General features: G+C 70.7%; 23 protein-coding genes and 1 pseudogene. 11 read left to right on the top strand and 13 right to left on the bottom strand.

The window, feature by feature from the left end:
* Positions 1–21: 21 nt before the first annotated feature.
* From vanX to ACFQUZ_RS24980, 6 genes are all read right to left on the bottom strand, one after another.
* The gene (gene vanX, locus ACFQUZ_RS25005; protein ID WP_377446347.1) at positions 22–630 is read right to left on the bottom strand and encodes a D-Ala-D-Ala dipeptidase VanX; all 609 of its coding nucleotides are present in this window, start codon (positions 628–630) and stop codon (positions 22–24) included.
* Entirely contained in the window at positions 627–1,667 is a 1,041-nt protein-coding gene (gene vanA / locus ACFQUZ_RS25000; RefSeq protein WP_377446346.1) for a D-alanine--(R)-lactate ligase, read from the bottom strand. Before vanA ends, vanX begins: the two co-directional genes overlap by 4 nt.
* Entirely contained in the window at positions 1,660–2,577 is a 918-nt protein-coding gene (locus ACFQUZ_RS24995) for an NAD(P)-dependent oxidoreductase (protein WP_377446344.1), read from the bottom strand. The genes vanA and ACFQUZ_RS24995 overlap by 8 nt, the downstream gene beginning before the upstream one ends.
* 212 nt (positions 2,578–2,789) lie before the next feature.
* The gene (locus tag ACFQUZ_RS24990) at positions 2,790–3,890 is read right to left on the bottom strand and encodes a sensor histidine kinase (RefSeq protein WP_377446343.1); all 1,101 of its coding nucleotides are present in this window, start codon (positions 3,888–3,890) and stop codon (positions 2,790–2,792) included.
* Between the two features lie 29 nt (positions 3,891–3,919).
* Positions 3,920–4,597 (bottom strand): response regulator transcription factor, encoded by a 678-nt coding sequence (locus tag ACFQUZ_RS24985; RefSeq protein WP_377446342.1) that lies wholly within the window; start codon positions 4,595–4,597, stop codon positions 3,920–3,922.
* A 282-nt stretch (positions 4,598–4,879) separates the two neighbouring features.
* Complete coding sequence (locus tag ACFQUZ_RS24980; protein ID WP_377446340.1) at positions 4,880–5,773, bottom strand: SGNH/GDSL hydrolase family protein; 894 nt, start codon at positions 5,771–5,773, stop codon at positions 4,880–4,882.
* Positions 5,774–6,079: 306 nt separating this feature from the next.
* Here ACFQUZ_RS24980 and ACFQUZ_RS24975 point away from each other — a divergent pair, with 306 nt between their 5' ends.
* A complete protein-coding gene (locus ACFQUZ_RS24975) occupies positions 6,080–6,550 on the top strand; it encodes a hemerythrin domain-containing protein (RefSeq protein WP_377446339.1) in 471 nt (156 codons plus the stop codon).
* A gap of 82 nt (positions 6,551–6,632) precedes the next feature.
* Here ACFQUZ_RS24975 and ACFQUZ_RS24970 read toward each other — a convergent pair whose 3' ends face one another.
* The 3 genes from ACFQUZ_RS24970 to ACFQUZ_RS24960 all read right to left on the bottom strand — a co-directional run bounded on the left by ACFQUZ_RS24970 (position 6,633) and on the right by ACFQUZ_RS24960 (position 10,006).
* A complete protein-coding gene (locus ACFQUZ_RS24970; protein WP_377446338.1) occupies positions 6,633–7,196 on the bottom strand; it encodes a hypothetical protein in 564 nt (187 codons plus the stop codon).
* Between the two features lie 17 nt (positions 7,197–7,213).
* On the bottom strand, positions 7,214–8,029 hold the full coding sequence (locus ACFQUZ_RS24965; RefSeq protein WP_377446337.1) for a class I SAM-dependent methyltransferase: 816 nt from the start codon (positions 8,027–8,029) through the stop codon (positions 7,214–7,216).
* 132 nt (positions 8,030–8,161) lie between these two features.
* Positions 8,162–10,006, bottom strand: a complete 1,845-nt coding sequence (locus tag ACFQUZ_RS24960) for a VanW family protein (RefSeq protein ID WP_377446400.1) — start codon at positions 10,004–10,006, stop codon at positions 8,162–8,164.
* Positions 10,007–10,235: 229 nt separating this feature from the next.
* Between ACFQUZ_RS24960 and ACFQUZ_RS24955 the strand changes: the two genes are divergently transcribed.
* A complete protein-coding gene (locus tag ACFQUZ_RS24955) occupies positions 10,236–10,937 on the top strand; it encodes a ThuA domain-containing protein (RefSeq protein ID WP_377446336.1) in 702 nt (233 codons plus the stop codon).
* A 24-nt stretch (positions 10,938–10,961) separates the two neighbouring features.
* Positions 10,962–12,029 (top strand): Gfo/Idh/MocA family protein, encoded by a 1,068-nt coding sequence (locus tag ACFQUZ_RS24950; protein WP_377446335.1) that lies wholly within the window; start codon positions 10,962–10,964, stop codon positions 12,027–12,029.
* Between the two features lie 24 nt (positions 12,030–12,053).
* Here ACFQUZ_RS24950 and ACFQUZ_RS24945 read toward each other — a convergent pair whose 3' ends face one another.
* Positions 12,054–13,106, bottom strand: coding sequence for a tartrate dehydrogenase (locus tag ACFQUZ_RS24945; RefSeq protein ID WP_377446334.1), 1,053 nt, complete (start codon positions 13,104–13,106; stop codon positions 12,054–12,056).
* Complete coding sequence (locus ACFQUZ_RS24940; protein WP_377446333.1) at positions 13,103–14,767, bottom strand: SLC13 family permease; 1,665 nt, start codon at positions 14,765–14,767, stop codon at positions 13,103–13,105. The genes ACFQUZ_RS24945 and ACFQUZ_RS24940 overlap by 4 nt, the downstream gene beginning before the upstream one ends.
* A gap of 125 nt (positions 14,768–14,892) precedes the next feature.
* On the opposite strand from ACFQUZ_RS24940, the gene ACFQUZ_RS24935 reads away from it, so the two are divergent.
* From ACFQUZ_RS24935 to ACFQUZ_RS24920, 4 genes are read left to right on the top strand one after another with little or no spacing between them, the layout of a single operon-like run.
* Positions 14,893–15,642 (top strand): NUDIX domain-containing protein, encoded by a 750-nt coding sequence (locus ACFQUZ_RS24935; RefSeq protein ID WP_377446332.1) that lies wholly within the window; start codon positions 14,893–14,895, stop codon positions 15,640–15,642.
* Positions 15,639–16,607 (top strand): serine/threonine protein kinase, encoded by a 969-nt coding sequence (locus ACFQUZ_RS24930; RefSeq protein WP_377446330.1) that lies wholly within the window; start codon positions 15,639–15,641, stop codon positions 16,605–16,607. Before ACFQUZ_RS24935 ends, ACFQUZ_RS24930 begins: the two co-directional genes overlap by 4 nt.
* A 35-nt stretch (positions 16,608–16,642) precedes the next feature.
* A complete protein-coding gene (locus ACFQUZ_RS24925) occupies positions 16,643–17,602 on the top strand; it encodes a hypothetical protein (RefSeq protein ID WP_377446329.1) in 960 nt (319 codons plus the stop codon).
* Positions 17,599–18,981, top strand: coding sequence for an adenylosuccinate synthetase (locus tag ACFQUZ_RS24920; RefSeq protein WP_377446327.1), 1,383 nt, complete (start codon positions 17,599–17,601; stop codon positions 18,979–18,981). The genes ACFQUZ_RS24925 and ACFQUZ_RS24920 overlap by 4 nt, the downstream gene beginning before the upstream one ends.
* Before the next feature lie 10 nt (positions 18,982–18,991).
* Here the strand turns inward: ACFQUZ_RS24920 and ACFQUZ_RS24915 are convergent, their stop codons facing one another.
* Positions 18,992–19,477, bottom strand: coding sequence for a hypothetical protein (locus tag ACFQUZ_RS24915; RefSeq protein WP_377446325.1), 486 nt, complete (start codon positions 19,475–19,477; stop codon positions 18,992–18,994).
* A gap of 253 nt (positions 19,478–19,730) precedes the next feature.
* Here ACFQUZ_RS24915 and ACFQUZ_RS24910 point away from each other — a divergent pair.
* The 4 genes and pseudogenes from ACFQUZ_RS24910 (at position 19,731) to ACFQUZ_RS24895 (ending at position 22,195) form a co-directional block, all read left to right on the top strand.
* A pseudogene (locus ACFQUZ_RS24910) lies at positions 19,731–20,497 on the top strand (Scr1 family TA system antitoxin-like transcriptional regulator).
* On the top strand, positions 20,484–20,672 hold the full coding sequence (locus tag ACFQUZ_RS24905; protein WP_377446324.1) for a DUF397 domain-containing protein: 189 nt from the start codon (positions 20,484–20,486) through the stop codon (positions 20,670–20,672). The pseudogene ACFQUZ_RS24910 and the gene ACFQUZ_RS24905 overlap by 14 nt, the downstream one beginning before the upstream one ends.
* Positions 20,673–20,810: 138 nt before the next feature.
* Complete coding sequence (locus tag ACFQUZ_RS24900) at positions 20,811–21,194, top strand: hypothetical protein (protein ID WP_377446322.1); 384 nt, start codon at positions 20,811–20,813, stop codon at positions 21,192–21,194.
* 215 nt (positions 21,195–21,409) lie between these two features.
* Positions 21,410–22,195, top strand: a complete 786-nt coding sequence (locus tag ACFQUZ_RS24895) for an alpha/beta fold hydrolase (RefSeq protein ID WP_377446320.1) — start codon at positions 21,410–21,412, stop codon at positions 22,193–22,195.
* Positions 22,196–22,542: 347 nt separating this feature from the next.
* Here the strand turns inward: ACFQUZ_RS24895 and ACFQUZ_RS24890 are convergent, their stop codons facing one another.
* Positions 22,543–23,781, bottom strand: a complete 1,239-nt coding sequence (locus tag ACFQUZ_RS24890) for an MFS transporter (protein ID WP_377446318.1) — start codon at positions 23,779–23,781, stop codon at positions 22,543–22,545.

The following is a 23,781-nucleotide window of genomic DNA, read 5'->3' as shown; positions in this document are numbered from 1 at the left end:
CATGGCTCTGTTCGGGGCCCGTCATGCCACCGGGAAGTCGAAGTATGTGTCGGGATACGGTTCCTCCCTCAGCGTGTAGTGCCACCACTCGCAGTCGTACCGGTCGAATCCACAGCTCTCCATGATGGAGCAGAGGTGCTCCCGGTTCCGCGCCTCGGCCGGTGTGATGCCACGGGCGCCGTGGTGCGAGATCGGATCCATCAGGTCGTGGTCACCGCCCATCGGCACCAGTTCTCCCGTGGAGATCCGGTAGAGCGTCAGGTCGACGGTGCTGCCGCGGCTGTGGCCCGAACTGGCGGCCACATATCCGCGCTCGAACATCTGGGGCCGGTCGAGGTGCGGATAGTGTCGCGGCTTCGTCCGGCCGTCCTCCGGCTGCCGCGACCAGCGGACAAAGCGATCCACGGCGCGTTGCGGTCGGTACCCGTCCCAGACAAGCAGGCCGAAGTCGAGGGTCGCGGCCTTTTCCTGGGCCTGGACCAGCGCGGCACACAGCGCCCTGGTCCCGACGATCCGGTTCACCACGTACCCGTCCACCGGCTTGCCGGTGAAATTGTCCCAGGTGGCGTACTTGGCATCCCAGCGGATTCCCGGCACGAGTTCGTCGACGTAGGCGAAGCCGTCCCTCACCGGACGCCTCCCGGCAGGGCCAACCGCACGATCTGGTCGATCACTTCGGTGAGCGGTAGTCCGGCGGCCGCCATCATCCTCGGGTAGCGGCTGTACGAGGTCAGCCCGGGCAGGGTGTTCACCTCGTTGAGGACGACCCTCCCGTCCGCCATGAGGAACATGTCCACCCGGGCGAGCCCGCGACAGCCGAGAGCGCGGTAGACGGCCCGTGCCGTCTGCTGGACCCGCGCGCGAGCCTCCGCCGGGATGTCGGCGGGGACGATGAAGGTCGAGTTCTCCGAGCCGCGCTCGGGTTCAGCCTCCTGGTGGATCTTGAAGAAGCCGTGCGACAACGCGATCCGATCGACCTCGCCGACCACCAGGTCCACGCCGTTTCCCAGGACGGCGCAGCCGATCTCGCTGCCCGGCACGGCCTCCTCGATCAACACCTTCGAGTCGTAGGCGCGGGCCAGGTCCACCGCGCCCGGCAGATCCTCCTTGCGCGTCACCCGGCTGACGCCGAAGGACGACCCCGAGCGGGCCGGCTTCACGAAGACGGGATAGTCGAGCCGCTCGGGATCAGGCAACTCGCCGGTCGTGACGGCCCAGAACCGTGGTGTCGCGATACCCACGCTCGCGGCCACGAGATAGGTGAGGGACTTGTCCATGCACAGCGCGGAACTCTGCACGTCGCAGCCGACGTACGGGATACCGGACAACTCCAGCAGACCCTGGATCGCGCCGTCCTCGCCGAGCCTGCCGTGCAACACCGGCAACACCAGGTCCAGTCGGATCTCCCGATACCGCCCCTGCTCCAGGACGAGTAACCCGTGCACACACCGGTCGGCCGACAGCACGGCCGGGTGACCGCCCTCGATCTCCCAGTCCGCGCCCGGACCGGCACAGAGGCGCCACGCACCAGCCCTCGTGATCCCGATCCAGAACGGCTCGTATTTCTCGGTGTCGAGGCTCTTCGCGACCTCTTGTGCGGACTTGACGGAAACGGGATGCTCCTCGGTCGATCCCCCGAAGACGATTCCGACCTTCAACCTACCCATGCTGCTTCCCTTCCACGAATTCGACACAGTTGGCAAGACTGTTCTCGACGATGTCCCGCAGCGCGTGGTCTGTGTAGTACGCCAGGTGCGGACTGATGAGCACGTTCGGCATTTCCTGGAGCCGTAACAGCGCCTTGTTCTCGATGGGCCGGTTCCGGCAGTCGGTGTAGAAGACGCCCTCCTCGCCTTCGACGACGTCCAGTGCGGCGCCGGCCAGCTTGTCGCTCTCCAGCGCCGCGACGAGCGCCTCCGTGTCGATGAGCGACCCCCGCCCGGTATTGACGATGAACGCACCGTCGCGCATCCGCGCCAAACGTTCACGGTCGAGGAGATGATGCGTGCCGGCGGTGAGCGGAATGTGGAGGGTGACGATGTCGCTGTGTGCCAACAGATAGGCGAGTGGGACGTGGTGGGCGGTGGTCGCGCGCCGATTGTCGTGGGTCAGGACGTGGCATCCGAAGCCTCTCAGCCGATCCATGACCGCCGAGCCGATGCGACCCGTTCCGACCACGCCGACGGTCAGGTCCCGCAGTTCCCTGCCCCGCGCGTCACCCGATCGGTAATCATGGGCGTCGGCACGGCGGATGATGGCCTTCGCGTGCCGCACGGCCATCAGCATCAACATCAGCGTGTAATCGGCCACGCTGTCCGGTGAGTAGGCGACGGCGCCCACGCGAATGCCGACGCTGGAGGCGAACGCCACGTCGATGTGGTCGGAGCCGATGCTCCGGGTCGAGATGTACTCCACGCCGGCCCCCGCCAGCGCGGCGACCGTCCTTCTGGTGATCCGCGTCCGGTGGCCGACGCTGACGCACCGGTTACCCAGCGCCAGATCGACGTTGGCTTCGGTTACCGCCGCCCCGGTCAGGGTCGGCCGTACGCCGAACCGGGGCGCCAGCTCACGGAACAACGCGGTCTCGCCCGGGTCACATCCGTAGATGGTGACCCCTGTCTGGTCGGTCCGGGAAGACGACGTCAGCGTTCGGGCGCGGGAGGCCGCCGCTTCACCAGGTTCGCTGTGATCCATGTGCTCAGTAAAGAGAACACGACGTTGCGGGCAGGTACGAGATTTCGCATATATCCCTGATATGTTCCCGCCCAGGGAGCGCCCGCCGGATGGAGCTACGGCGTGCCGGGCAGCCGGACCGTGACGACGAGACCGCCGGTAGGTCGGGGGACGAGGTCGAGGGATCCGCCGTGTGCTCGGACGATGCTGTGCACGATGGCCAGCCCGAGGCCGACACCGGCGTGCCCGTCGGTGCGTACCCGCTCCGATCCGCGCTGAAAGGGTTCGGTGAGGGTCGGCACCAGGTCTGGCGGCAGCTGGCGGCCGGTGTTCTCCACCCGCAGCACGCTCGTGTCGCCGTACGCGCCGGTGTGCACCGTCACGGTGCCGCCGGCCGGATCGTTGTGGACGATCGCGTTCTGGACGAGGTTCGCCACCATCCGCGCCAGCAGCTCGGCGGAACCGCTGGTCGGGGCCGCCCCACCGGTGGCATCGAGCGTGACCCGACGTTGCTCGGCGAGGGGGAGCAACTCTTCGACGGCCTCCTCGGCGAGCAGGGAGAGGTCGACGCGCTCGTGACTGAAGCGTCCACGGTCGCCGCGGCTGAGCAGCAGCAGGGCGTCGGTGAGGTCGATCGCCCGGGTGTTGGCGGCGTGCAGGCGTTCGATGAGTTCGGTCCGGTCACGCGTCGGGTCCCGGCGGGCCACCTCCAGCATCGTCCGCGAGATCGCCAGCGGGGTACGCAGCTCGTGAGAGGCGTTGGCGGCGAACCGCCGTTGCTCGGCGACGTTCGCCTCCAGCTGCGCGAGCATCGAGTCGAACGCGTCGGCGAGCTCACGGAACTCGTCCGCGCGGCCCTCGATGCGGATCCGGTGGGACAGTGACCCGTTCGCGGCCATCCGGGTGGCATGGGTGATGCGGGTCAGCGGCGCGAGCATCCGCCCGGCCAGGATCCACCCGCCCAGCAGGCCAAACGCCAGCAGGAAGACCAGCACCACGGCGACCCGCGGGCCGAAGGCGCGGAGCAGGTCGGACCGGTTCGGTACGAACATTCCCGGGGAGCGGAAGCCGGACTCATCGGGTGCGGGTAGCCATGAGTTCTGGGTCACCTCGGGCACGTACCGCAGCAGGAACACCCAGACCGTGCCGAGGAGCAGGGCACCCGCCAGCATGACGAGCCCGGCGTAGCTGAGGGCCAGCTTGAGGCGGACACTCACGCCGGGCTCCCGATCCACGGACCCCTCCGTCACATCCCGTCCCCGGAGTCCGCGTCGATGCGATAGCCGACGCCGGGAACCGTGGCGATGATCCACGGTTCGCCGAGGCGCTTGCGCAGCGCGGAGACGGTGATGCGCACCGCGTTGGTGAACGGGTCGGCGTTGGCGTCCCAAGCCCGCTCCAGCAGGTCCTCGGCGCTCACCACGCCGCCCTCGGCCATGACCAGGACCTCCAGCACGGCGAACTGTTTGCGGGTGAGCGCCACGTACCGGCCGTCGCGGAACACCTCCCGGCGGAAGGGGTCGAGCCGCAGACCCGCGATCTCGCGCACCGGTGGCCGGGCGTACCCGCGTCTGCGGTCGAGCGCCCGCAGCCGCAGGACGAGTTCCCGCAGCTCGAACGGTTTGGTGAGGTAGTCGTCGGCGCCCAACTCGAACCCGGATGCCTTGTCGTCGATCCGGTCGGCGGCGGTGAGCATCAGGATCGGGATGCCGCTGCCGGAGGCGACGATACGCCGGGTGACCTCGTCGCCGGACGGGCCGGGGATGTCGCGGTCGACGATCGCGAGGTCGTACGAGTTGACGCTGAGCAGTTCCAGGGCGGAGTCGCCGTCGCCAGCGATGTCGGCGGCGATCGCCTCCAGGCGCAGCCCGTCGCGGACGGCCTCGGCCAGGTGGGGCTCGTCCTCCACGATCAGTACACGCATGCCTGCAGCTTATGGTCAGGACAGAAGGGGACTGATGGCGGCGTACCGGACACGCGGCGCAGCCCACGGCCGCCGGTCGTCGACCGGGACGCGCTCTGCTTCATGCGTCCATTGGCGGCGGCGGGCCGTTGCGGCGGCGTATGGCGTTTCCGATACGCCCGCGATACGGCCGGGATCTGGTAAGCGTCATCGCGCTGACCGCCGGCCGGCACGCCCGCGCCGCGCGCTGCGGGGGCCAACCGAGGACTCGGCTGACCCCCGTACCGACGGCGTGGCAGGACGTCAGCTGTTCAACGTGGCCAGTACGGCGTTGGCCATGCCCTGCTCGCCGGCCGCGTTCGGGTGGAACGGGGCGGCCGAGTTCTCCGGGATCAGTCCCTCGACCCATCGGGTGCTCTTGCTCTTGCAGGCGTCCCGACCGATCGACGGGGTGTAGACGTCGACGTACGTCGCGTTGTTGGCGGCCGTGGTGTTGGCGAGCATCGTGTTCAGCGACTTCTGTACGCCGCGCAGGTATGGCACGTCCTGGTAGGCGATCGGCACCTTGGGCCAGCAGCCGTAGCCGCTGTCCGGCAGGATCGCCGGGTAACCGAGCACCACGACCCGCGCGTTCGGGGCGGCGGCGCGGACCGACTGGAGCACCGTGGTCACCTTCGGCACGGTGGCGTCGATCCGGGCTCGCAGTTGGTCGGTGCCGCCGGCGGTGTACCTGTTCTTGCATGGCGAACCGAACGGGCTGCTCAGGCTGTCCTCCGCGCAGGTGCTGATGATGCTGGAGAAGCCGATGTCGTTGCCGCCGATCTGTACCGTGACCAGTGCCGTGCTGGAGTTCACCGCGTTGAGCTGGGGCGGCAACTGGATGCCCAACTGGCCGCTGCCGCCGTAGAGGATGTCGTTTGTGGTGGCCCCGGAGCAGCTCACGTCGGCGAACGACGAGGAGCGGGCGGACGCGGCGACCAGGGACGGGTAGTTGCGGTTGGAGCGCAGGCAGTTCAGGTCGGTCTGGGTGGGGATCAACGGACCAGCGGTGAACGAGTCGCCCAGCGCGACGTAGCGCCCGGAGGGCACCGCGGCACTGGCTGGCTGGGCGAAGGTGAGCAGCATACCGGCGGTTGCCGCGGCGAGCGCGGCCGTCCGAAGGGCAGTCCGGACGAACGGCAGGCGGGGACGGATCATGGCGCCTCCCTGGAGGGGGATCATGGGGGTGCCGTGATTCTGTCGGTGCTGACACCCGACGTCAATATCTATGACAATCTTTACGTGCCGGCGGCAATGATCATCGTCAGTGCACCGCGACGCCGAGCCCGGTCACCTCCGCGGCAAGGCCATCCGCACCCCGTGCCGTCCGCCGAACAGGCGCCCTCCCCGGAGCCGATAGAGTGGTGACAGCGTCGCGTGCCGGTGGCAGCCCGTGTCAGGCATGGAGGCGCCGGACTGAGGGGAGCACGACGATGATGATCGCCGTCCCTTCGCCTGTCACCCGTGGGTGAGGGCGAGACGACCAGGCTTGTCGCCTGGAGCCGGGAAATGCGCGCCGTCCACGATCGGTTGCGGCTGGCGCTGGCCGTGACGCGGCAGGCTCTCGCGGCCGGTGAGCCGGCGCGGCCGGCGACGCGTGATCTGCTGCTGTTCTGCCACGGTTTCTGCGCGGCGTTGACCGCCCACCACACGGGCGAGGACCGCGACCTGTTTCCCGCGATCGCCCAGGAGCACCCCGAACTGCGCGAGACGCTGCACTATCTGCGGCAGGACCACTCGATGATCGGGCATCTGCTGGCCGGACTGCAGGCCGCCGTGGACCGCTCCGCTCCCTCCGCCGAGCTGGACCGGCACCTGGAGGGCGTGGCGGCGATCATGGAGTCACACTTCCGGTACGAGGAACGTCAACTGCTCGCGGTGCTGGAAACACTGGCGTTGGACGCCGACCCCGCTGCTGTGCTCGGACCGTTGTGACGGCCCCAACGTGGTGCCTGCTTGGCGGTGGTCGACGACCGCTGAGGAACGCGATGCTCGCCGGCACGTGCCGGCGAGCCGGTCACCCTCGCGAGGCCGAGTCGAGTAGCCGGTCCAGCCCTGGATTGTCGATGTCCCTCGCAAGCAACCGCGCGGCGGCGAGTGCGGCCGACTCGCCGAGCCGGGTCCGGTGCAGATGGGCCCGCACCACAAGTTCCCGGAAGTCGCAGCGCGCGGCGAGCAACGCCAGGGATTCGACGAGTCGCCTCGCCCGGACGTGGTCGCCCTCGCCCAGGGCGGTGTCGACGGCCGCGTCCAGCACGTAGGCGCTGGCCCACTGGTAGCGGTCGGGTACCCGGTTGCTGATCGACCGGACATCGGCAGACAAAGCGTCGTCGACCGATATGTCGACCGGGTCGCCCCGGAACACGGCCGGCACCCCGAGGGCACGCCGCAGTTCCGCGAGCGTCCACCGCAGTGCGCCCAGCGGATCGTCGGCGTCACCGAAGAGCAACTCGGCCAGATGCCGCCGGCCGGGGGGTCGCTCCGCCAGCAGGAGGTAACCGAGGAGCGCCCACGCCTTCCGCCCCCGTGGCGGGGTCCGCCGACCGTCCCCCTCGATGGTCGGCGTCCCCAGCAGCCGCACCCTCACCATTCTGTTGGTCACTGCCGTACGCCGACCGCCTCCAGGTAAGCACCCTCCGCGAGCACCGTGCCGTCGGTGGCCCGGTTGAACGGTCGCGGCACATCGGCGAGATCGGCGATGAACTGGTCACGTCGGTCCGCGTCGAGCGTGTCGGCCAGCCGGGTGATCGGACCGTAGTAGCGCCGGAACCACTCCGCGAAGTGCTCCGGGGAGCGGTAGCAGAAGTCGAACGTTCGCGCGTTCAGCGACCGCCATTCCACCCGCGTGCCGAACAACTCGGCGAGGCCGCCCTCGGTGCCCCACAACATGGGTGACCGGACACCGGCCGGAGGTGGCGCGAACCGGGAGATGGTCCGGAACATGTGGCCGACGAGGCTGTCCGGAGTCCAACTGGCGAGCGCGATCACACCGCCGGGGCGGGTGACCCGAACCAGCTCGGTCGCGGCCCGTTCCTGATCCGGGGCGAACATCACCCCCACGGTGCTCAGCGTCGTGTCGTAGGCGTGGTCGGGGAAGGGCAGCCGTTCGGCGTCACCATGCGTGAACGTGACAGCCAGATGTTCGGCGGCCGCCCGTTCCCGCCCCTGGTCGAGCAGGTTCGCGGCGTAGTCGACGCCGGTGGCGTCGGCGAACCTGCGCGCGGCGGCGATCGCCGCGTTGCCTTGCCCGCAGGCCACATCGAGCACCCGCTGGCCGGCCCGTACCCCGGCGGCGACAACGAGGCGTTCGGCGATGAGCTGGAGTGTGTTGCCGACCCGGGGATAATCCCCGGCCTCCCAGCCCAGCCGCTGGCGGTCCTTGATGATCTCGAAGTCCACGATCTCGGTCTGCATGGCGAACCCCCTCTGTCCGACACCGGTCCGCGGCCGTGGCCGGCCGTGCCCATGGACACACTTCCGTCCGGGCGTGTGAGCAGGCGTGTGATGCCGGATAGCCGACAGGAACGGCCAGCGGGAGGTGGCGGCCTACGCGGGCTTCTTGACGCAGACGAAGCGCGGCTCGGCGTCGTACCGCCAGGTGAACTTCTGCCGCCGGATCTCCTGGCCTCCCTTGCGGAAGACGCGGTACGCGTCCTGGGTGAAGCCCACGCTGCCGGAGGCCGAGATGCAGGTGGGTCCGTCGGGCAGCTCCACGGTCTTCGGCGCGACGACGTTGCGCCGAGGGCTCCACTCGGTCTTGACGCTGTCGTACACCTTGGTGCTCCACATCGATACGGTGATGGAGTTGGCGGTGTACGACGTGTCGATGACGATCCCGTACTCGGTGTCGTTGCGGAACTTCATGTCCAGGTCCGGGTAGAAGATCGTGGACTCGATGACCGAGGGATAGCGGCTGAAGTAGTACGAGTGCGGCTTGTGCTCGACATCCTCCAGCCCGGCGTAGTAGGCGGCGTTGAACAGCGTGGTGGTGAACTGCGAGACACCGCCGCCGACTCCGGGCACCAGCTTGCCGTCGAGGATCACCGGCGCGTCCTTGTATCCCTGGGCGTATCCCCGCTCGCCGGTGTGCTTGTTGAGGGAGAACGTGGCGCCCGGCTTGACCAGCGCGCCGTCCACCTCCTTGGCAGCCTGCACGATGTTCTGGCTGCGTGGCGAGGACAGCCCGCCGGTGAACTTGGTGGTGAAGGTGGAGACCCGCTCCTTGATGCCGAGCTTGGCGATGTCCTCGGTGGTGGTGTCCGGCGCGGCGGTCCGCATCGTGCCGGTGACGGTGCGGTCGTCGGCCTTGGACAGCACGGGCAGCAGGTCCCGGGCGAGGGCCTCGGTGTCGACCTGCCGGCCCTCCGTCCCGGCGCTCACCACCGGCTTGCCGGACACGATCGCCACGCTGGCGTTCTTCGCCGCGACCTCGACCTTGCCCAGCGGCCCGGCGAGCGCGGCCCGCAGCTTCTTCCCGTCCACCCGAGGGTTGATCTTGCCAGTCTTGTCCGCGGTCAGCACCAGGCTCTTGGCGATGGCGGTGGGCGGCACGGTGACCTCGCCGCGGTCGGTGGTGACTGTGACCGGGCCGGCCACCGCGGGGGTAGCTACCTCGGCGACGAGCCGGTCCACCTCCTCGGCCGAGGTGGCGGGGTGCAGGTCGACGAGTGGCACCGGCACCGGATGGGCGCCGAGCCAACCGTCCCGCAACGCGCCGGCCGACCGCTCCGGGTCCAGACCTCGCCCCGGCTCGGGGTGGACGGCCTGCGGGGTGGTGCCGGAGAAGGTGATCGCCGGCATCGTCATGGGCCGGGCCTCGTCACCCAGCCGCCCGCGCAGAACCTCGTCGAGCTTGGCCGGATCGACGGCCACCACGGGCTGAACCTCGCGGGAGCCGAAGAGCACGCTTAGCGGGTTTCCCGGGGTCTCCGCGGCGGCAGCCACGGTCGCGTCCACGTCCACCCGCAGGTCGACATCGGCCGGCGACACCTCGCCTGCCTGCTCGCCCACCCTGACGGGGACCGGTGCAGACAGCCGGTCGGCCTGTGCGGACAGGCCCGCGCGCAGCGCCTCGGCGGCCTCGGCCCGGCTCTTGCCACCGAGTTCGATGCCGAGGACGGTCGTCCCGCGCGGCACGTCGCCGGCGTACCGGTAGGCGACGACGCCGCCCACCAGCAGGACCACCACGGCGACGCCGGCGGCCAGTAGGGTCCGCCGCCGGCCGAGCCGGCCGGTCCACGACCCGGGGGGTCCGGTATCCGCATCGGTGGGCGCGGCGTCCGGTGCCGTCGGCGGTGCCCCGGCGCCGGGTCGCGCCGGCCCGGCGTCCGTGCCGGTCCTCGCCGGTGGCACGGCAGGGAAGGTCACGGTCGGCGAGTCGTCGGCCGGCATTTTCTGGCTCACGGGTTACCTCGGCTTCGGGGGCGATTGGAGGCGGCCCGTGCCGCCCGCATCGCATGGTATCCCGATCATCATCCGGCGCCGACCACCGGTGACCTGGGCGCCGTCCCTCGGCTACCCTCCGTCGATCTCGGTGTGCGCACCGTCCGGGTCGTCGTATTGATCGACATCGGCCTGGCCCGCCGGTAGGGTGACCGGACATCGCGAGAGGGGTGTCCGCGTGGTTCGATCCGAGACGTCCGCCGGGTCCGCGAATGTCCGGGGCGGCGATGCCCTCGTCGTGTGGGGCGGCTGGGACGGCCATCACCCACGAGAAGCGGTGGAATTGTTCGTCCCGAGGCTCGAACGGGCCGGCCTGCGGGTCCGGGTCGCCGACACTCTGGATGTCTACACCGACGAGGACTACCTGCGGCGCTGTGCCGTGATCGTACAGTGCTGGACCCAGGGGGAGGCCACCGGCGAGCAGGTCGACGGCCTGTCCCGGGCGGTAGCCGGGGGTGCCGGCCTCGCCGGCTGGCACGGTGGGTTGGTCGACGCGTTCCGCACCAGCACCGACTACCAGTTGCTGACCGGTGGACAGTGGGTGGCCCACCTGGACGGGATGGTGACCCACACCGTGGACCCGGTGCCGGCCCGGACCGCCCACCCGATCATCGCCGGCATCGAGGCGTTCGAACTGACCACGGAGCAGTACTACCTGCACGTGGACCCGTCGAACGACGTCCTGGCGACGAGCACGATCGTGGACAACGAGCAGGCGCCCTGGGCCGCGGGCGTCGTCATGCCACAGGTGTGGACCCGCCGGTGGGGTGCCGGCAGGGTGTTCTTCGCCGCGCCGGGGCACGACCTCGCCGTCCTGCGGCACCCGTCGGTGTCCGAACTCACCGGCCGTGGCCTGCTGTGGGCCGCCGGCCTGCTCTGACGGTTCGATCGCTCGGGGGAGTCGATGCGCGTCGGCATCATCGGTTGCGGTTACATCAGCGACATCTACCTGACCAACCTCACCCGGCTGCCCCCGGTCGAGGTGGTCGCCTGCGCCGACCTGGCGCCGGAGCGGGCCCGGGCGAGCGCCGAGCGGTACGGCGTGCCCTATGGCGACACGGTGGCGACGCTGCTCGCCGATCCGGCGGTCGAACTGGTCGTGAACCTCACGATCCCGGCGGCGCACGCGCAGGTCAGTAGGGCCGCGGTGGCTGCCGGCAAGCACGTCTACGCGGAGAAGCCGCTGGCGACCACCGGTGCCGACGGGCGGGCACTGCTCGCCGCCGCTCGGGCCCGTGGTGTGCGGGTCGGCGGCGCGCCGGACACCTTCCTCGGCGCGGGCGGGCAGACCTGTCGCGCGCTGGTCGATGAGGGGACCATCGGAACGCCGGTGGCCGCGGCGGCGACCATGGTGTGCGCTGGACACGAGCGGTGGCATCCCGCGCCGGACTTCTACTACCGGGCTGGCGGTGGGCCGCTGTTCGACATGGGGCCGTACTACCTGACCATGCTGGTGAACCTGCTCGGGCCGGTGCTGCGCGCCACCGCCGTGGCACGGGCGAGCTTCCCGCATCGGACCACGCGGGACGGTCGGACCATTCCGGTGGAGGTGGACACGCACGTCACCGCGATCCTGGAGTTCGTCTCCGGCGTGACGGCCACCGTCGTGATGAGCTTCGACGTCGCCGCCAGCACCGTTCCGCACGGCATCGAGGTGTACGGGTCGACGGGCACGATCGCGTTGGCCGACCCGAACCTGTTCACGGGCCCGGTGCTGCTCGGTCGGGGCGACGCGGGCTGGCAGGACGTGCCGCTCCGGTCGGATCTGACCGGCAACGAGCGCGGGATCGGGGTGGCCGAGATGGCCGAGGCCATCGAGGCGGGCCGGGAGCCGCGGGCCGGCGGCGAACTGGCCCAGCACGTGCTGGACACCATGGAGGCGATCCTGGCCGCCGCGCGGCTGGGCAGCCGGGTGGATGTCGGCTCGACGTGCCACCGGCCGGAGCCGTTCACCGGGCTGCTCCGCGCCTGACGGTTCCGGCACCGGGGGATCGGGTCAGCCGGTGATCCGGCCGACCAGCGCCTTGGTCACCTCGGGAGTGCCGGCCGTGCCGCCCAGGTCGGGGGTACGGGTTTCCGGCGTCCGTAGGGTCGCCTCGATCGCCGACACCACCTTCCGGGCTGCCGCGTCGTGACCGAGGTGGTCGAGCATCAACGCGACCGACCACACCGCCCCGATAGGGTTGGCGACGCCCTGCCCGGCGATGTCCGGCGCGGAGCCGTGCACCGGTTCGAACATCGACGGGTACGTCCGGGTCGGGTCGAGGTTGCCCGAGGGGGCGATGCCGATGGAGCCGGCGACGGCGGCGCCGAGGTCGCTGAGGATGTCACCGAACAGGTTGGACGCCACAACGACGTCGAGGCGTTCGGGTTGCAGCACGAACTTCGCCGCCAGCGCGTCGATGTGTTCGGCGCGCCATTCGACGTCGGGGAACCCGGCGGACCGCTCGGTGACCACCTCGTCCCAGAACGGCATGGTGTGCACGATGCCGTTCGACTTGGTCGCCGAGACGAGCCGGCCCCGGCGGCCCCGGGCGAGCGAGAAGGCGTAGTCGGCGATCCGGGTGATGCCGGCGCGGGTGAAGACCGCCTCCTGCACCGCCAACTCCTCGGGCTGACCCCGGCCGAGCCGGCCACCGATCTCGCTGTACTCACCCTCCACGTTCTCCCGTACGACCACGAAGTCCACGTCGGTGGCGGCCCGCAGTGGGCTCGCCACCCCGTCGAACACCCGGATCGGCCGCAGGTTGACGTACTGGCGGAAGGTGCGCCGGATCGGGATCAGCAGCCCCCACAGCGAGACGTGGTCCGGGACGCCGGGCCAGCCGACCGCGCCGAGCAGGATGGCGTCGACCGGCCGGAGCAGGTCCAGCCCGTCGGCCGGCATCATGGCGCCCTCCCTGGCGTAGCGTTCGCACGACCAGTCGTACTCGTCGTAGTCGAACGCGATGCCGTGCCGGCCGGCGACGGCGTCGAGCACGGCCCGCGCGGACGTGATGACCTCGGGTCCGATCCCGTCGCCGGGGATGACGGCGATCCGGTGCCTCATCGGCCGATCCCGACCAGCGCGATCATCAGGGGCAGCAGCACGAAGATGAGGATCGCCCCGATGACGTCGAACGAGGCCCCGGACCTGATCATCCTGGTGATCGGCACCACGCCGGAGCCGTAGACCACGGCGTTCTGCGGGGTCGACACGGGGAGCATGAAGCCGAACGACGCGGCGAATGTGGCGGCCAGTGCCGGCACGAACGGATCGACCCCGGCGGCCACCGCGACCGGAATGATGATCGGCACCACCACGGCGGCGGAGGCCGTGTTGCTTGTCGTCTCGGAGATGATGATGGCCAGCAGTACGGCGAACGCGGTGATCGCCAGTACGCTGGTCAGGCCGAGCCAGTCGGCGCTGGCGGTGCCGATCGTCTTGGCCAGCCCGGTGTCGTCGAGCAGCGCGCCGAAGATGATGCCGGTGCCGAAGAGCAGGATGGTGCCCCAGTCGATGCGGGCCGCGTCGCTCCAGGTCAGCGTGTACTCCCGGTTTCCCCAGTTGGTCGGGAGCAGGAACAGCAACGCGGCGCCGAGCACGGCCACGACGCCCTCGTTGAGTCGACCGCTGATCGTCTCGTACACCGCGGAGTCGGTGCCGGCGATCAGGGCGACCAGGCCCGGGAGGATCCACAGGGTGACGGTGAAGCCGAACGCGATGAGCGTGTTCTTCTCCGCCCGCGACAGCGGTCCGAGCCGGGCCCGCTCGGCGGCGACGTACTCCTCGACACCCTCGATGCGCCGGATCTCGGGCTTGTTCAGCAGCAGCAGGATCGTCGCCAGGGCCAGGAACATGACCAGGCAGATGGGGAACGCGACGGCCATCCACGCCGCGAACGAGATGCGTTCGCCGGTGGCCTCCTCGATCAGCCCGCGGCCGATCAGGTTGGGCGGCGAACCGACGGGCGTGAGCAGGCCGCCGACGCTGGCGCCGTAGGCGAGCATCAGCATGAGCGCGAAGCCGACCCGCAGCCGGGTGGGATCCCAGCCGGGCCCGGCCAGCCCGCGGGCCTGGAGCAGCTTGGCGATGACGGCCAGGATGCCCAGCGCGGTGGGCAACAGCATGGCGACGGTGGCGGTGTTGGAGACGAACGCCGACAGCAGGGCGGTGATCACACCGAACGCGACGATCACCCGGCCGGTGGTCTTGCCGACGCCCGGCAGCGACAGGATGCGGAACGCGAACCGGTGCGCGAGGCCGTGTTTGAGCATGGCCTGGGCGAGGATGAACGCGCCGATGAAGGTGAAGACGGTGGAGGATCCGAACGGCGACAACGCGTCCGCGGCGGAGGCGACCCCCATCAGCACGACAGCGGCCACGCCGAGCAGGCCGCCCACCGGAATGGGCACCGCCTCGGTGATCCACAGGACGATCACGCCGATCAGGATTCCGGCCAGGGTGTGCTGCCGGGCCGGCATGTCCAGCGGCAACGCGAGGAAGATCAACGCCAGCGCGGGCGCGAGGAAGAGCCCGAGGGTGCGTCGACGCTTCTCGAATCGTTCCTCGGTGTCGGAGAGACGCTGCTCGGCCAGGCCGCGATAGGTCGTCCCGCCGAGTAACGCCTTGTCGACGTCGACCTGGGACCCGCCGTCGGCTGCCGGGCCGGATCCGCCGGCATCGACAGTGGCCTGTCCACCCCGTCCCTCGCCATCGATGTCAGCCATCGACACAGCATGCCGGTGTTGGTTGACCGGCACAACCGCTGGCGGCGCGGCGCCCGCCGTGAAGGTGGTTGACATCCCCGCTAGTTACTCTCAAACTGAGTCTTACTCGTACTGAGGAGGACACGGTGGAGGAGCGGTTTCTCGCCGGGTACGACCCGGACAGCTACCCCCGGGTTGCCGTCACGGTCGACATCGTGGCGCTGACCATTCGCGACGGGGAGCTGAACCTCCTGCTCATCCAGCGCGCCGAGGCACCGTTCGCCGGCCTGTGGGCGCTGCCCGGCGGCTTCGTCCGCCCGGCCGAGGACCTGGCCGGCGCCGCCCGCCGGGAACTGGCAGAGGAGACCGGCCTCGACGCCGACCGGCTCGGCCGCACCCACATCGAGCAACTCGCCAGCTACGGCACACCCGACCGGGACCCCCGGATGCGCGTCATCTCGGTGGCCCACCTCGCGTTCGCGCCGGACCTGCCGGCCCCCAACGCCGGAACCGACGCCGGTGACGCCGAATGGCTGCCGGTCTCCGCGCTGCCGACCCGGCACCTCGCCTTCGACCACGACCGGATCGTCGCCGATGGCCTGGAACGGGCCCGCTCCAAGCTGGAATACACCCCGCTCGCCACCCGGTTCGTCGCCGACGAGTTCACCATCGCCGACCTGCGGTCCGTCTACGAGACGGTGTGGGGCCACCCGCTGCACGCCGCCAACTTCCACCGCAAGGTGCTCTCCGTGCCCGGGCTCGTCGAGAGCACCGGCCGGACCACGGAGCGCGGCGGCGCCAAGGGCGGCCCCCGGGCCCGGCTCTACCGCGCCGGCGATGCCCGCCTGCTGCACCCCGCGCTGCTGCGACCGGCCCGGGAGGAGACGATCCGATGAGACTCCTCGACGCCATCTCCCACGTCAGCAGGGCCGTCACCGACGACGACCTCTTCGGCCGCGACGACCCGCGCCGGCGCTACCGCGAACTCGCCGCGGCCCTGCACCCGGACCGCACCACCGCCGCCGCCGAGCCGGTGCGCCGGGCCGCCACCGCCGCGTTCGTCACCCTCACCGGGCGGTGGCGGGAGCGGGACCGGCCGACCATCCACGGGTACGTCCTCGGTCCGCGCGCCCACACCGGCGACATCGCCGACCTGTACGACGTGGGTGCCGACCGGCTGCTCAAGCTGACCCGGGATCCGGCCAACAACGACCTGGCCGCCCGCGAACAGGTCGCCCTACGGCGCATCGAACGCGACGGCGACCCGCGGTACCTGCCGTACGTGCCGCGACTGGTGGACACCTTCCGGCACCGCGACGACACCGGAGCCGAACGCCGGGTGAGCGTGCTCGCCACCGTACCCGGGCTGCACAGCCTCACCGAGGTGCGGCGCCGGCGGCCCGGCGGCCTGGACCCGCGCGATGCCGCCTGGATGTGGCGGCGGCTGCTTGTCGCGCTGGGCCTGGCCCACCGGGCGGGTGTGGTGCACGGCGCGGTGCTGCCCGACCATGTTCTCGTCCAGCCCGCCGACCACGGCGTGGTGCTGGTCGGCTGGGGTGCCTCGGTGGCCGACCCCGGCGACGTCGTGCCGGTCCTGGTGCCGGGCTATCAGGACTGGTACCCGGCCGAGGTCGGGCGGCGGCAACCGCCCGGCCCCGGCACCGACATCGCGATGGCGGCGCGCTGCATGAGCACCCTGATGGGCACCGGTGCGCCGCCCGCGCTGCGTGCCTTCGCCACCGGCTGCGCCGCTCCCCGCCTCGACCAGCGTCCCGACGACGCGTGGCGGCTGCTCGGCGAACTCGACGAACTGCTCGACCGGCTCTACGGGCCACGCACCTTCCGGCCGTTCCAGCTCTGATCTCCGTCCCACCCGTCCCTGGCGAGGAGGCCATCATGGGAAGTGGAATCTGGTCCACCGACGTCTACGACGCCGCCGACCGTTACCGGCGGTCGACCGGCACCAGCGCGTTCGCCTACAGCGACAGCGGCGCGCGCACCGTCCACCCGGCCCTCGACCCGAGGGACGCCCACCGGGAGAGCCGCGACTCGGCCGAACACCCCGAGTCCCTGGCCATCGCCGTGCTGTTCGACGTCACCGGCTCGATGCGGGCCGTGCCGACCGTGCTGCAACGCAAGCTCCCGCAACTGCTCGGCCTGCTCCAGCGCAAGGGTTACGCCCGCGACCCGCAGATCATGTTCGGCGCCATCGGCGACGCCACCTGCGACCGGGTGCCGCTGCAGATCGGCCAGTTCGAGTCGGACAACCGGATGGACGACGACCTCGGCCGCATCGTGCTGGAGGGCGGCGGCGGGGGCCAGCGGACCGAGTCGTACGAACTGGCGCTGTACTTCATGGCCCGGCACACCTCCATCGACTGCTACGAGAAGCGAGGCAGACGTGGATACCTGTTCATCATCGGCGACGAGATGGCGTACGACCGGGTCAAGGCCCGCGAGATCCGCCGGCTGATCGGCGACCGCTACGCCGAGGACGTGCCGCTGCGCGGAATCGTGGCCGAGACCCGGCGGATGTACGACACCTACTACCTCCTGCCGGCCGGATCGAGTTACGCGGGAAGCCGGACCGTCCTCGGGTTCTGGCGCGACCTGCTCGGCCAGAACACCATCGAGGTCGACGACCTCGACGCGGTGTGCGAGACGATCGCCCTCACCGTCGGCCTCGGCGAGGGCACCATCGACCTCGCCGCCGGCCTGGACGACCTCGCGGCCGCCGGCTCCGAGGCGACCGGCACCGTGTCCCGGGCCCTGGCGACCGTCCACGCGGCCGGGCCGGCGATCAGCGGCGGCCGGCTGCCGGCACCGGGCGGCACCGACCGGATCCACCGACTGTGACGTACGTAATGGTCGTCGACCTCGGGTTCGGCGACGCTGGCAAGGGCACGGTCGTCGACTGGCTCTGCGCGCGCGGTATCGGCGGGCGGCCGGTCACGGCGGTGGTGCGGTTCAACGGGGGCGGGCAGGCGGCGCACAACGTCGTCCTGCCCGACGGCCGCCACCACACGTTCGCCCAGTTCGGCGCCGGCACCTTCCGTCCCGGGGTACGCACCCACCTGTCCCGCTTCATGGTCGTCGACCCGCTGGCGCTGGCCGTCGAGGCGGACCGGCTGGCCGAGTCCGGCGTGCCCGACCCGTTCGACCGGCTGACCATCGACGGGGCGGCCCTGCTGGCCACCCCGTGGCACCGGGCGGCCAACCGGATCCGGGAGCTGGCGCGCGGCGACGACCGGCACGGATCCTGCGGCCAGGGCGTCGGCGAGACGATGGCGTACACGCTGGCCCATCCCGACGACGCGCCCCGGGTGGCCGACTGTCTCGACCCGGCGTTGCTCGGGCGGAAACTCGCCGCGCTGCGCGACCGGCTGACCGCCGAACTCGGGCCGCTGGCGTGGCCCGGGAGGGCGGCCAGTGCCGCGTCGGTGGCGGACGCGGGTGCGTTGCCTCTCGGGGTGGCGGTGCCGCCGGTGGGCGCGGCGCTCGACGCGTACTCGGCCTTCGCCTCCCGGGTGTCCATCGTGGATGCCGATCACCTGGGCCGGCTGCTGGACGCCGGGCCGGTGGTGTTCGAGGGCGCGCAGGGGGTGCTGCTCGACGAGTGGCACGGCTTCCACCCGTACACGACGTGGAGCACCACGACGTTCGCCAACGCGGAGACGCTGCTCGCGGAGGCTGGCCGGGCCGGCGACGGGTACCGGCTCGGCGTCCTCCGTGTCGCCACCACCAGGCACGGCCCCGGACCGTTGGTGACCGAGGACCCCGGCCTGCCGCTTACCGACCCGCGCAACCCCACCAACCGCTGGCAGGGAACGTTCCGGTTCGGCCACTTCGACGCCGTCGCCCACCGGTACGCGCTGGAGGTGGCCGGGGGAGTGGACGGCATCGCCCTGACCCACCTCGACGTGGCGCCGCCGGCCCTGCGCGTCTGCCACGCGTACGACTGGACGACCCGGCTCGCCCCCGGACCCGCCGGCGACCTCGACCGCCAGGCCGCACTGACCCGGCGGCTGCTGCAAAGCACACCGCTGTACGACGAGCCGCCGCCGCGCGACTGGGTGGGCGCGGTGTCCGACGCGCTGGACACCCCGGTGGTGGTCACGTCGCACGGCCCGACGTCCGCCGACAAGCGCGTCCTCTCCGGTGCCGGGCTGCCGCCCGGTCATGACCGGGCCAGCTCCTCGCCCGTCATGACCGGGCCAGGTCCTCGCCCGTCATGACGGGGTCAGGTCAGCGCGCGGAGCCCGGCGCGGCGGAGGCGAGGCCCAAGGCGCCGAGCAACTCGGCGAAGGTGTCCTCCACGAACACGTTCCGCCCGGTCAAGGCTTTCTCCAGGGCCACCGTGGAGGACGTGAGACCGGCCTCGACCGACCAGGCGACCGCCCGCCGGAGGACCTCGTCGAGGGGGTACGGCGCTGGGGGTGCGCCGTACTCGCGCGCCGTCTCCTCGTGGAGATACGCGCGCCAGGCTACGCCGCCGGGTGTCAGCGCCTGGACGTCCGCCACGTCGCTGTCCATGACGTACGCGGTCAGGACAGGTGCTTCGGTGTCGGCGACGAGCGCCCGCAACACGCCGCCCGGATCACCGTCCAGCTTCGCGAAGCGCCAGCCGCCGGGCAGCATGTCCTCTTCGAGGGCGACGACACCACGAACCGCTGGCAGTTCCGACAGCGCCCGGTCGGAGCGGGCGACGAGGATCCGGCCTGAGTATCCCAACTGTCAGCCTCCGATTCGACCGGGTGGACGGCCAGACGATACCGCTGCCCGGCACGAGCCGAGACCCCCATGATCGAAGGAGGAAAATGGTGCGGTTTCCCGGCGTGTCGAGTCCATTTTCCTCCTTCGATCATGGCGAACCAGGTCGACGGTCAGCTGGTCACCAGTAACTCCACCGGTCGTTGTGGCGCTGCCGGTCGCGTAGCGCCCGCTTGAGGCGTGAGTTCTCGTCCGCCAGCCGGCTCAGCTCCTGATTGAGGGTGGCCAGTTTCGGGCCTGCACATGGTGCGCGGCCCAGGTGCGCCGGTTGCGCACGGCCGCCGGGCAGAGCCCGGAGGAGTTCGGCCGGCAGGTGCACTACTCCGACTCGATGGTCTCTGCGATCGAGCTGGGTCAGCGACTGCTGGACCGGGCCTACCTGGCTCGCTGTGACGAGGTGTTGCTGACCGGCGGCCTGCTGGTCTATCTGCTGGACATGGCCTCGGGGAGGGTCAGCCCGTCTGGTTCCGGCCGTGGCGGGACGCGGAGCGGGCCGCGACCCAGCTCCGGTACTTCCAACCGAACCTGATCCCCGGCCTGCTGCAAACGGAGAACTACGCGCGGGCCCGTCCTGCGGCTCATCGACACCTGGCCCGACGAGGAGGTGGAGAGGCACGTCGCCGCCCGGCTGGAGCGGCAGGAGATCCTGCGCCGGGACCAACCGCCCCAGGTGGTCGCCGTCATCGACGAGCCGGCGCTGCGACGCACCGACGCCATCATGGCCGACCTGTCGTTCGTCCACGCCATCCCGCTGCACGCCGGTCTGCATGTCGGACTGTCCGGGCCGCTCCAACTGGCCCGGATAGCCGACGGAACTGGGTCGGCCACCTCGATAACCAGTTGGGCGGCTCCAACGTGGACCGGGACGATGAGCTCGCTACGCTTTTGGAGCGATGGGAAGGCGTCCGCACCGAGGCCCTGCCGCGCCAGCAGTCGATCGATCTGATCAAGGAAGCGCAGGAGCGGCATGCACCTCAGTAACCCGCGGTGGCGTAAGTCCACTCGCAGCAACTCGGCCGGTGGCGACTGCGTCGAGGTCGCCGACAACCAGCCGGGCGTGGTGGGCGTCCGGGACAGCAAGGACCCGACCGGCCCGGTGCTCGTCTTCGGGCCGGCCGCCTGGAAGTCCTTCGTGGTCTCGGCCAAGCACCGGTAGCCCGGACGCCAGCGCTACCGACGGCTGCAAGGTCGACATCGAGTCGTTCGTGAAGGCACCACGATGGCGATCCACGTCTGCGCCCCGCCGATGGACCCGTCGCCGCGATGTGAGTCGTCGACACCAAGGAGGTGCGGGTTGACGGACGATCGGGAGGAGATCGCCCGGCGGGTCGAGGCACAGGTGCGGGTCCGGCCGCCGGCCGCCCTGCTCGACGTGTGGACTGGCGTGCGGACGGTGGACACCGAGGCCGCCGACGAGGTGGTCGACCTTGCCCTCTACGGTCCGGACGAGATCGCCGAACGGAACCTCACGTACGAGATCGCGGAGTATGCGCCCGATCTGCTGCTGATCGGGGACGATGGCGGTGGCCGCGGTCTGTTCGTCGCCGGGAACGACTCCGATCCCGAGGTCGTTCTCGTCGGGTTGGGGGCCGTGGGCTCCGACGGCGGCACCCGAATAGGCCGATTGTCGAGCCTGCTGGAGAGCGGTTTCCGCGCGTTGGTCGAAGCGGAGGGGTAGGCGCATCCCGTCCGACCGATTCTGGCGCTCACCAACCTGCTCGCGGTCCTCGGCCGGGCTGCCACGACGCTGCTGTTGCCGATCGCGCTCACCGTCATCCAGATCGTCGGCGCCAGTATCGGCCAGCCGGGTCGATCGAAGGCCGGGCCGGGTCAGCCGGCCGGATTCCGGGGATGGGCAGCGCCACCAGGCCAGCGGGGCGGAGGCTGGGACACGTGGGTCACCCCGACGGACAGGCTCTCCACCACGAGACGACCGGCGCCGGCCGGCCGCTGGTGCTGCTGCACGGCGGGCTCGGCACGACCGACATGTTCGCCCGGGTGGCGCCGGCCCTCGCCGCCCACCGGCGACTGGTCATGGTCGACCTTCCCGGGCACGGGCGCAGTCCCGCCGGTGACCGACCGCTGCGGTTCGAGACGATGGCCGACGACATCGCCGGGTTGCTCCGGCGGCTCGACCTGTCCGGCACCGACCTGCTGGGATACTCGCTCGGCGGTGGGGTGGCGCTGCGACTCGCCATCCAGCATCCCGGGCTGGTCCGCCGGCTGGTGCTCGTCTCCACCCCGTACCGGCGGGACGGCTGGTACCCCGAGGTGCTGGCCCGGATGGACCGGCTCACCGACCTGGCCACCGACCGGGAGTCGCCCGCGTACGAGACGCACGCCCGGGTGGCGCCGGACCCGGCCGGTTGGTCGACGCTACTGGCGCGGCTGACCGACCTGCTGGGCCGCGACTACGACTGGTCCGCCGAGGTCACCGCCCTCGCGGCGCCCACCATGCTGGTCTACGCCGACGCGGACTCGGTGCGGGTCGAGCACATGGCGGCGTTCTTCCGCCTGCTCGGTGGCGGGCGGCGGGACGCCGGCTGGGACGGCACCACCCGGCCGCTGGCCCGACTGGCCGTGCTGCCGGGCCTGACCCACTACGAGATAGTGACCGCCCCGGCGCTGCCGGCGGTCGTCGTTCCGTTCCTCACCGAGCCGATCCGCCCGCCCACCTAGTAGTGCTGCTGTCACTTTCCGCAACTAGCGCCGACCTGCCCACCTACTCTGACGAACCGGTGAACGATCCTGGACCCCGCACTAGACGATCTATTCCAGAGGGTACGGGGCAGCGAACAGAAGCGACGGTGTCCATGATCGACGTTGCGAAGCAACGATGACCATGGAGGCCACGTGCACGTCGACCGGGACACCCTCGCTACCGCAGTGTACGTGAAGATCGACGACGAGTTGAAGTCGTCACCGCAGCTCAACCGGTGGCGACCTGCGGTCGGTATCGCCCCGAAGATCACCGACGCGGAGCTGATCACCCTCGCGGTGTTGCAGTCCGTGCGGCCACGGAGGGTTCATACCCGGGCCTCGGCGGATTCCGCGGTGGCGTCGAGCGGCAGGTCGCGCATCCGGCGGATCGGGGTGGACAGGTAGATGATCGGGGACAGCACGGTGAGCGTCCCGAAGATCAGCAGAGTGGTTCGGGCTCCGAGCGGGCCGGCCAGGGCGCCGGCGAGCAGCCCACCGAGCGGGATGGCGCCCCAGGAGACGAACTTGACGGTGGCGATGACTCTCGACAGGAGTTCCGGCGGGCTGGCGAGCATCCGGTAGGTGCGGGTGGTCACGCTGAGTACCACCGAGGAGACGGCCAGGATCACGTTGCCCGCGGCGAAGGCGAGGTAGCCGACGGTGCCGGTGCCGAGCGGGATGGTGAGCGCGCCGATCACGCCGACGAAGGACGCGAGGATCAGGCCACGCGCGGTGCCGACCCGATTGGTGAACCTGGTGGTCAGCGTGGCGCCGAGGAGTGCGCCGAGCCCGTCGGCGGCGAGCAGCAGGCCGACCATGATGGGTGGCGCGTCCAGCACACGGACCAGGTAGTACGGGAAAAGGGCCAGCATCGCGCCGTTGACGAAGTTGGTCACGGTGGCGTCCCACATGGCCGGGCCGATGATCGGGTGCCGGAGCACGAAGTGCCAGCCCTCACGGATCATCGTGACCATCGGTGGTCGGTCGACGTGTCGCTGCACCCGCCGGGCCGGCAGCGTGCGCAGCAGCACGGCGGAGACCAGATAGCTGAGGGCATCCACGAACAGCGTCGGCACGGCACCGAGCACCTGCACCGCGAGTCCGCCCAACGATGGCCCGCCCAGTTGGGTGGCGGCGTGCGTGCCGGAGTTGAGGCTGTTGCGGGCCTGCAACTGCGCGGCCGGCACGATCTCCGGCAGGAACGTCTGGTTCGCCACGTCGAACAGCACGTTGGCGAAACTCACGACAAGGGCGACCGCCACCAGTTGGGCCACGGTCAGGGCGTCGAACCACCACGCCAGGGGAACGGACGCAACGGCGAGGGCCCGGATGAGATCAAGGGTGACCTGCATGCCGCGCAGCGGCAGTCGCTGCACGATCACCCCCGCCGGCAGGCTGATCAACAGGTACGCGAGATAGCCGGCAGACGTGATCAGGCCCATCTCGAAGGCTGTCGCGTCCAGCACGGTCAGTGCGGTCAGCGGCAGGGCCACCCCGCCGACCGCCGAGCCGAGATGACTTGTCGAACCGGCGATCCACCAGCGCCAGAACGCAGTAAGTTTCAT

Source organism: Plantactinospora sp. GCM10030261 (genome assembly GCF_042666615.1).
Taxonomy (GTDB): Bacteria; Actinomycetota; Actinomycetes; order Mycobacteriales; family Micromonosporaceae; genus KBS50.
Note: the sequence above shows the minus strand (reverse complement) of the source record. Positions and strands in the feature narration are given on the sequence as shown.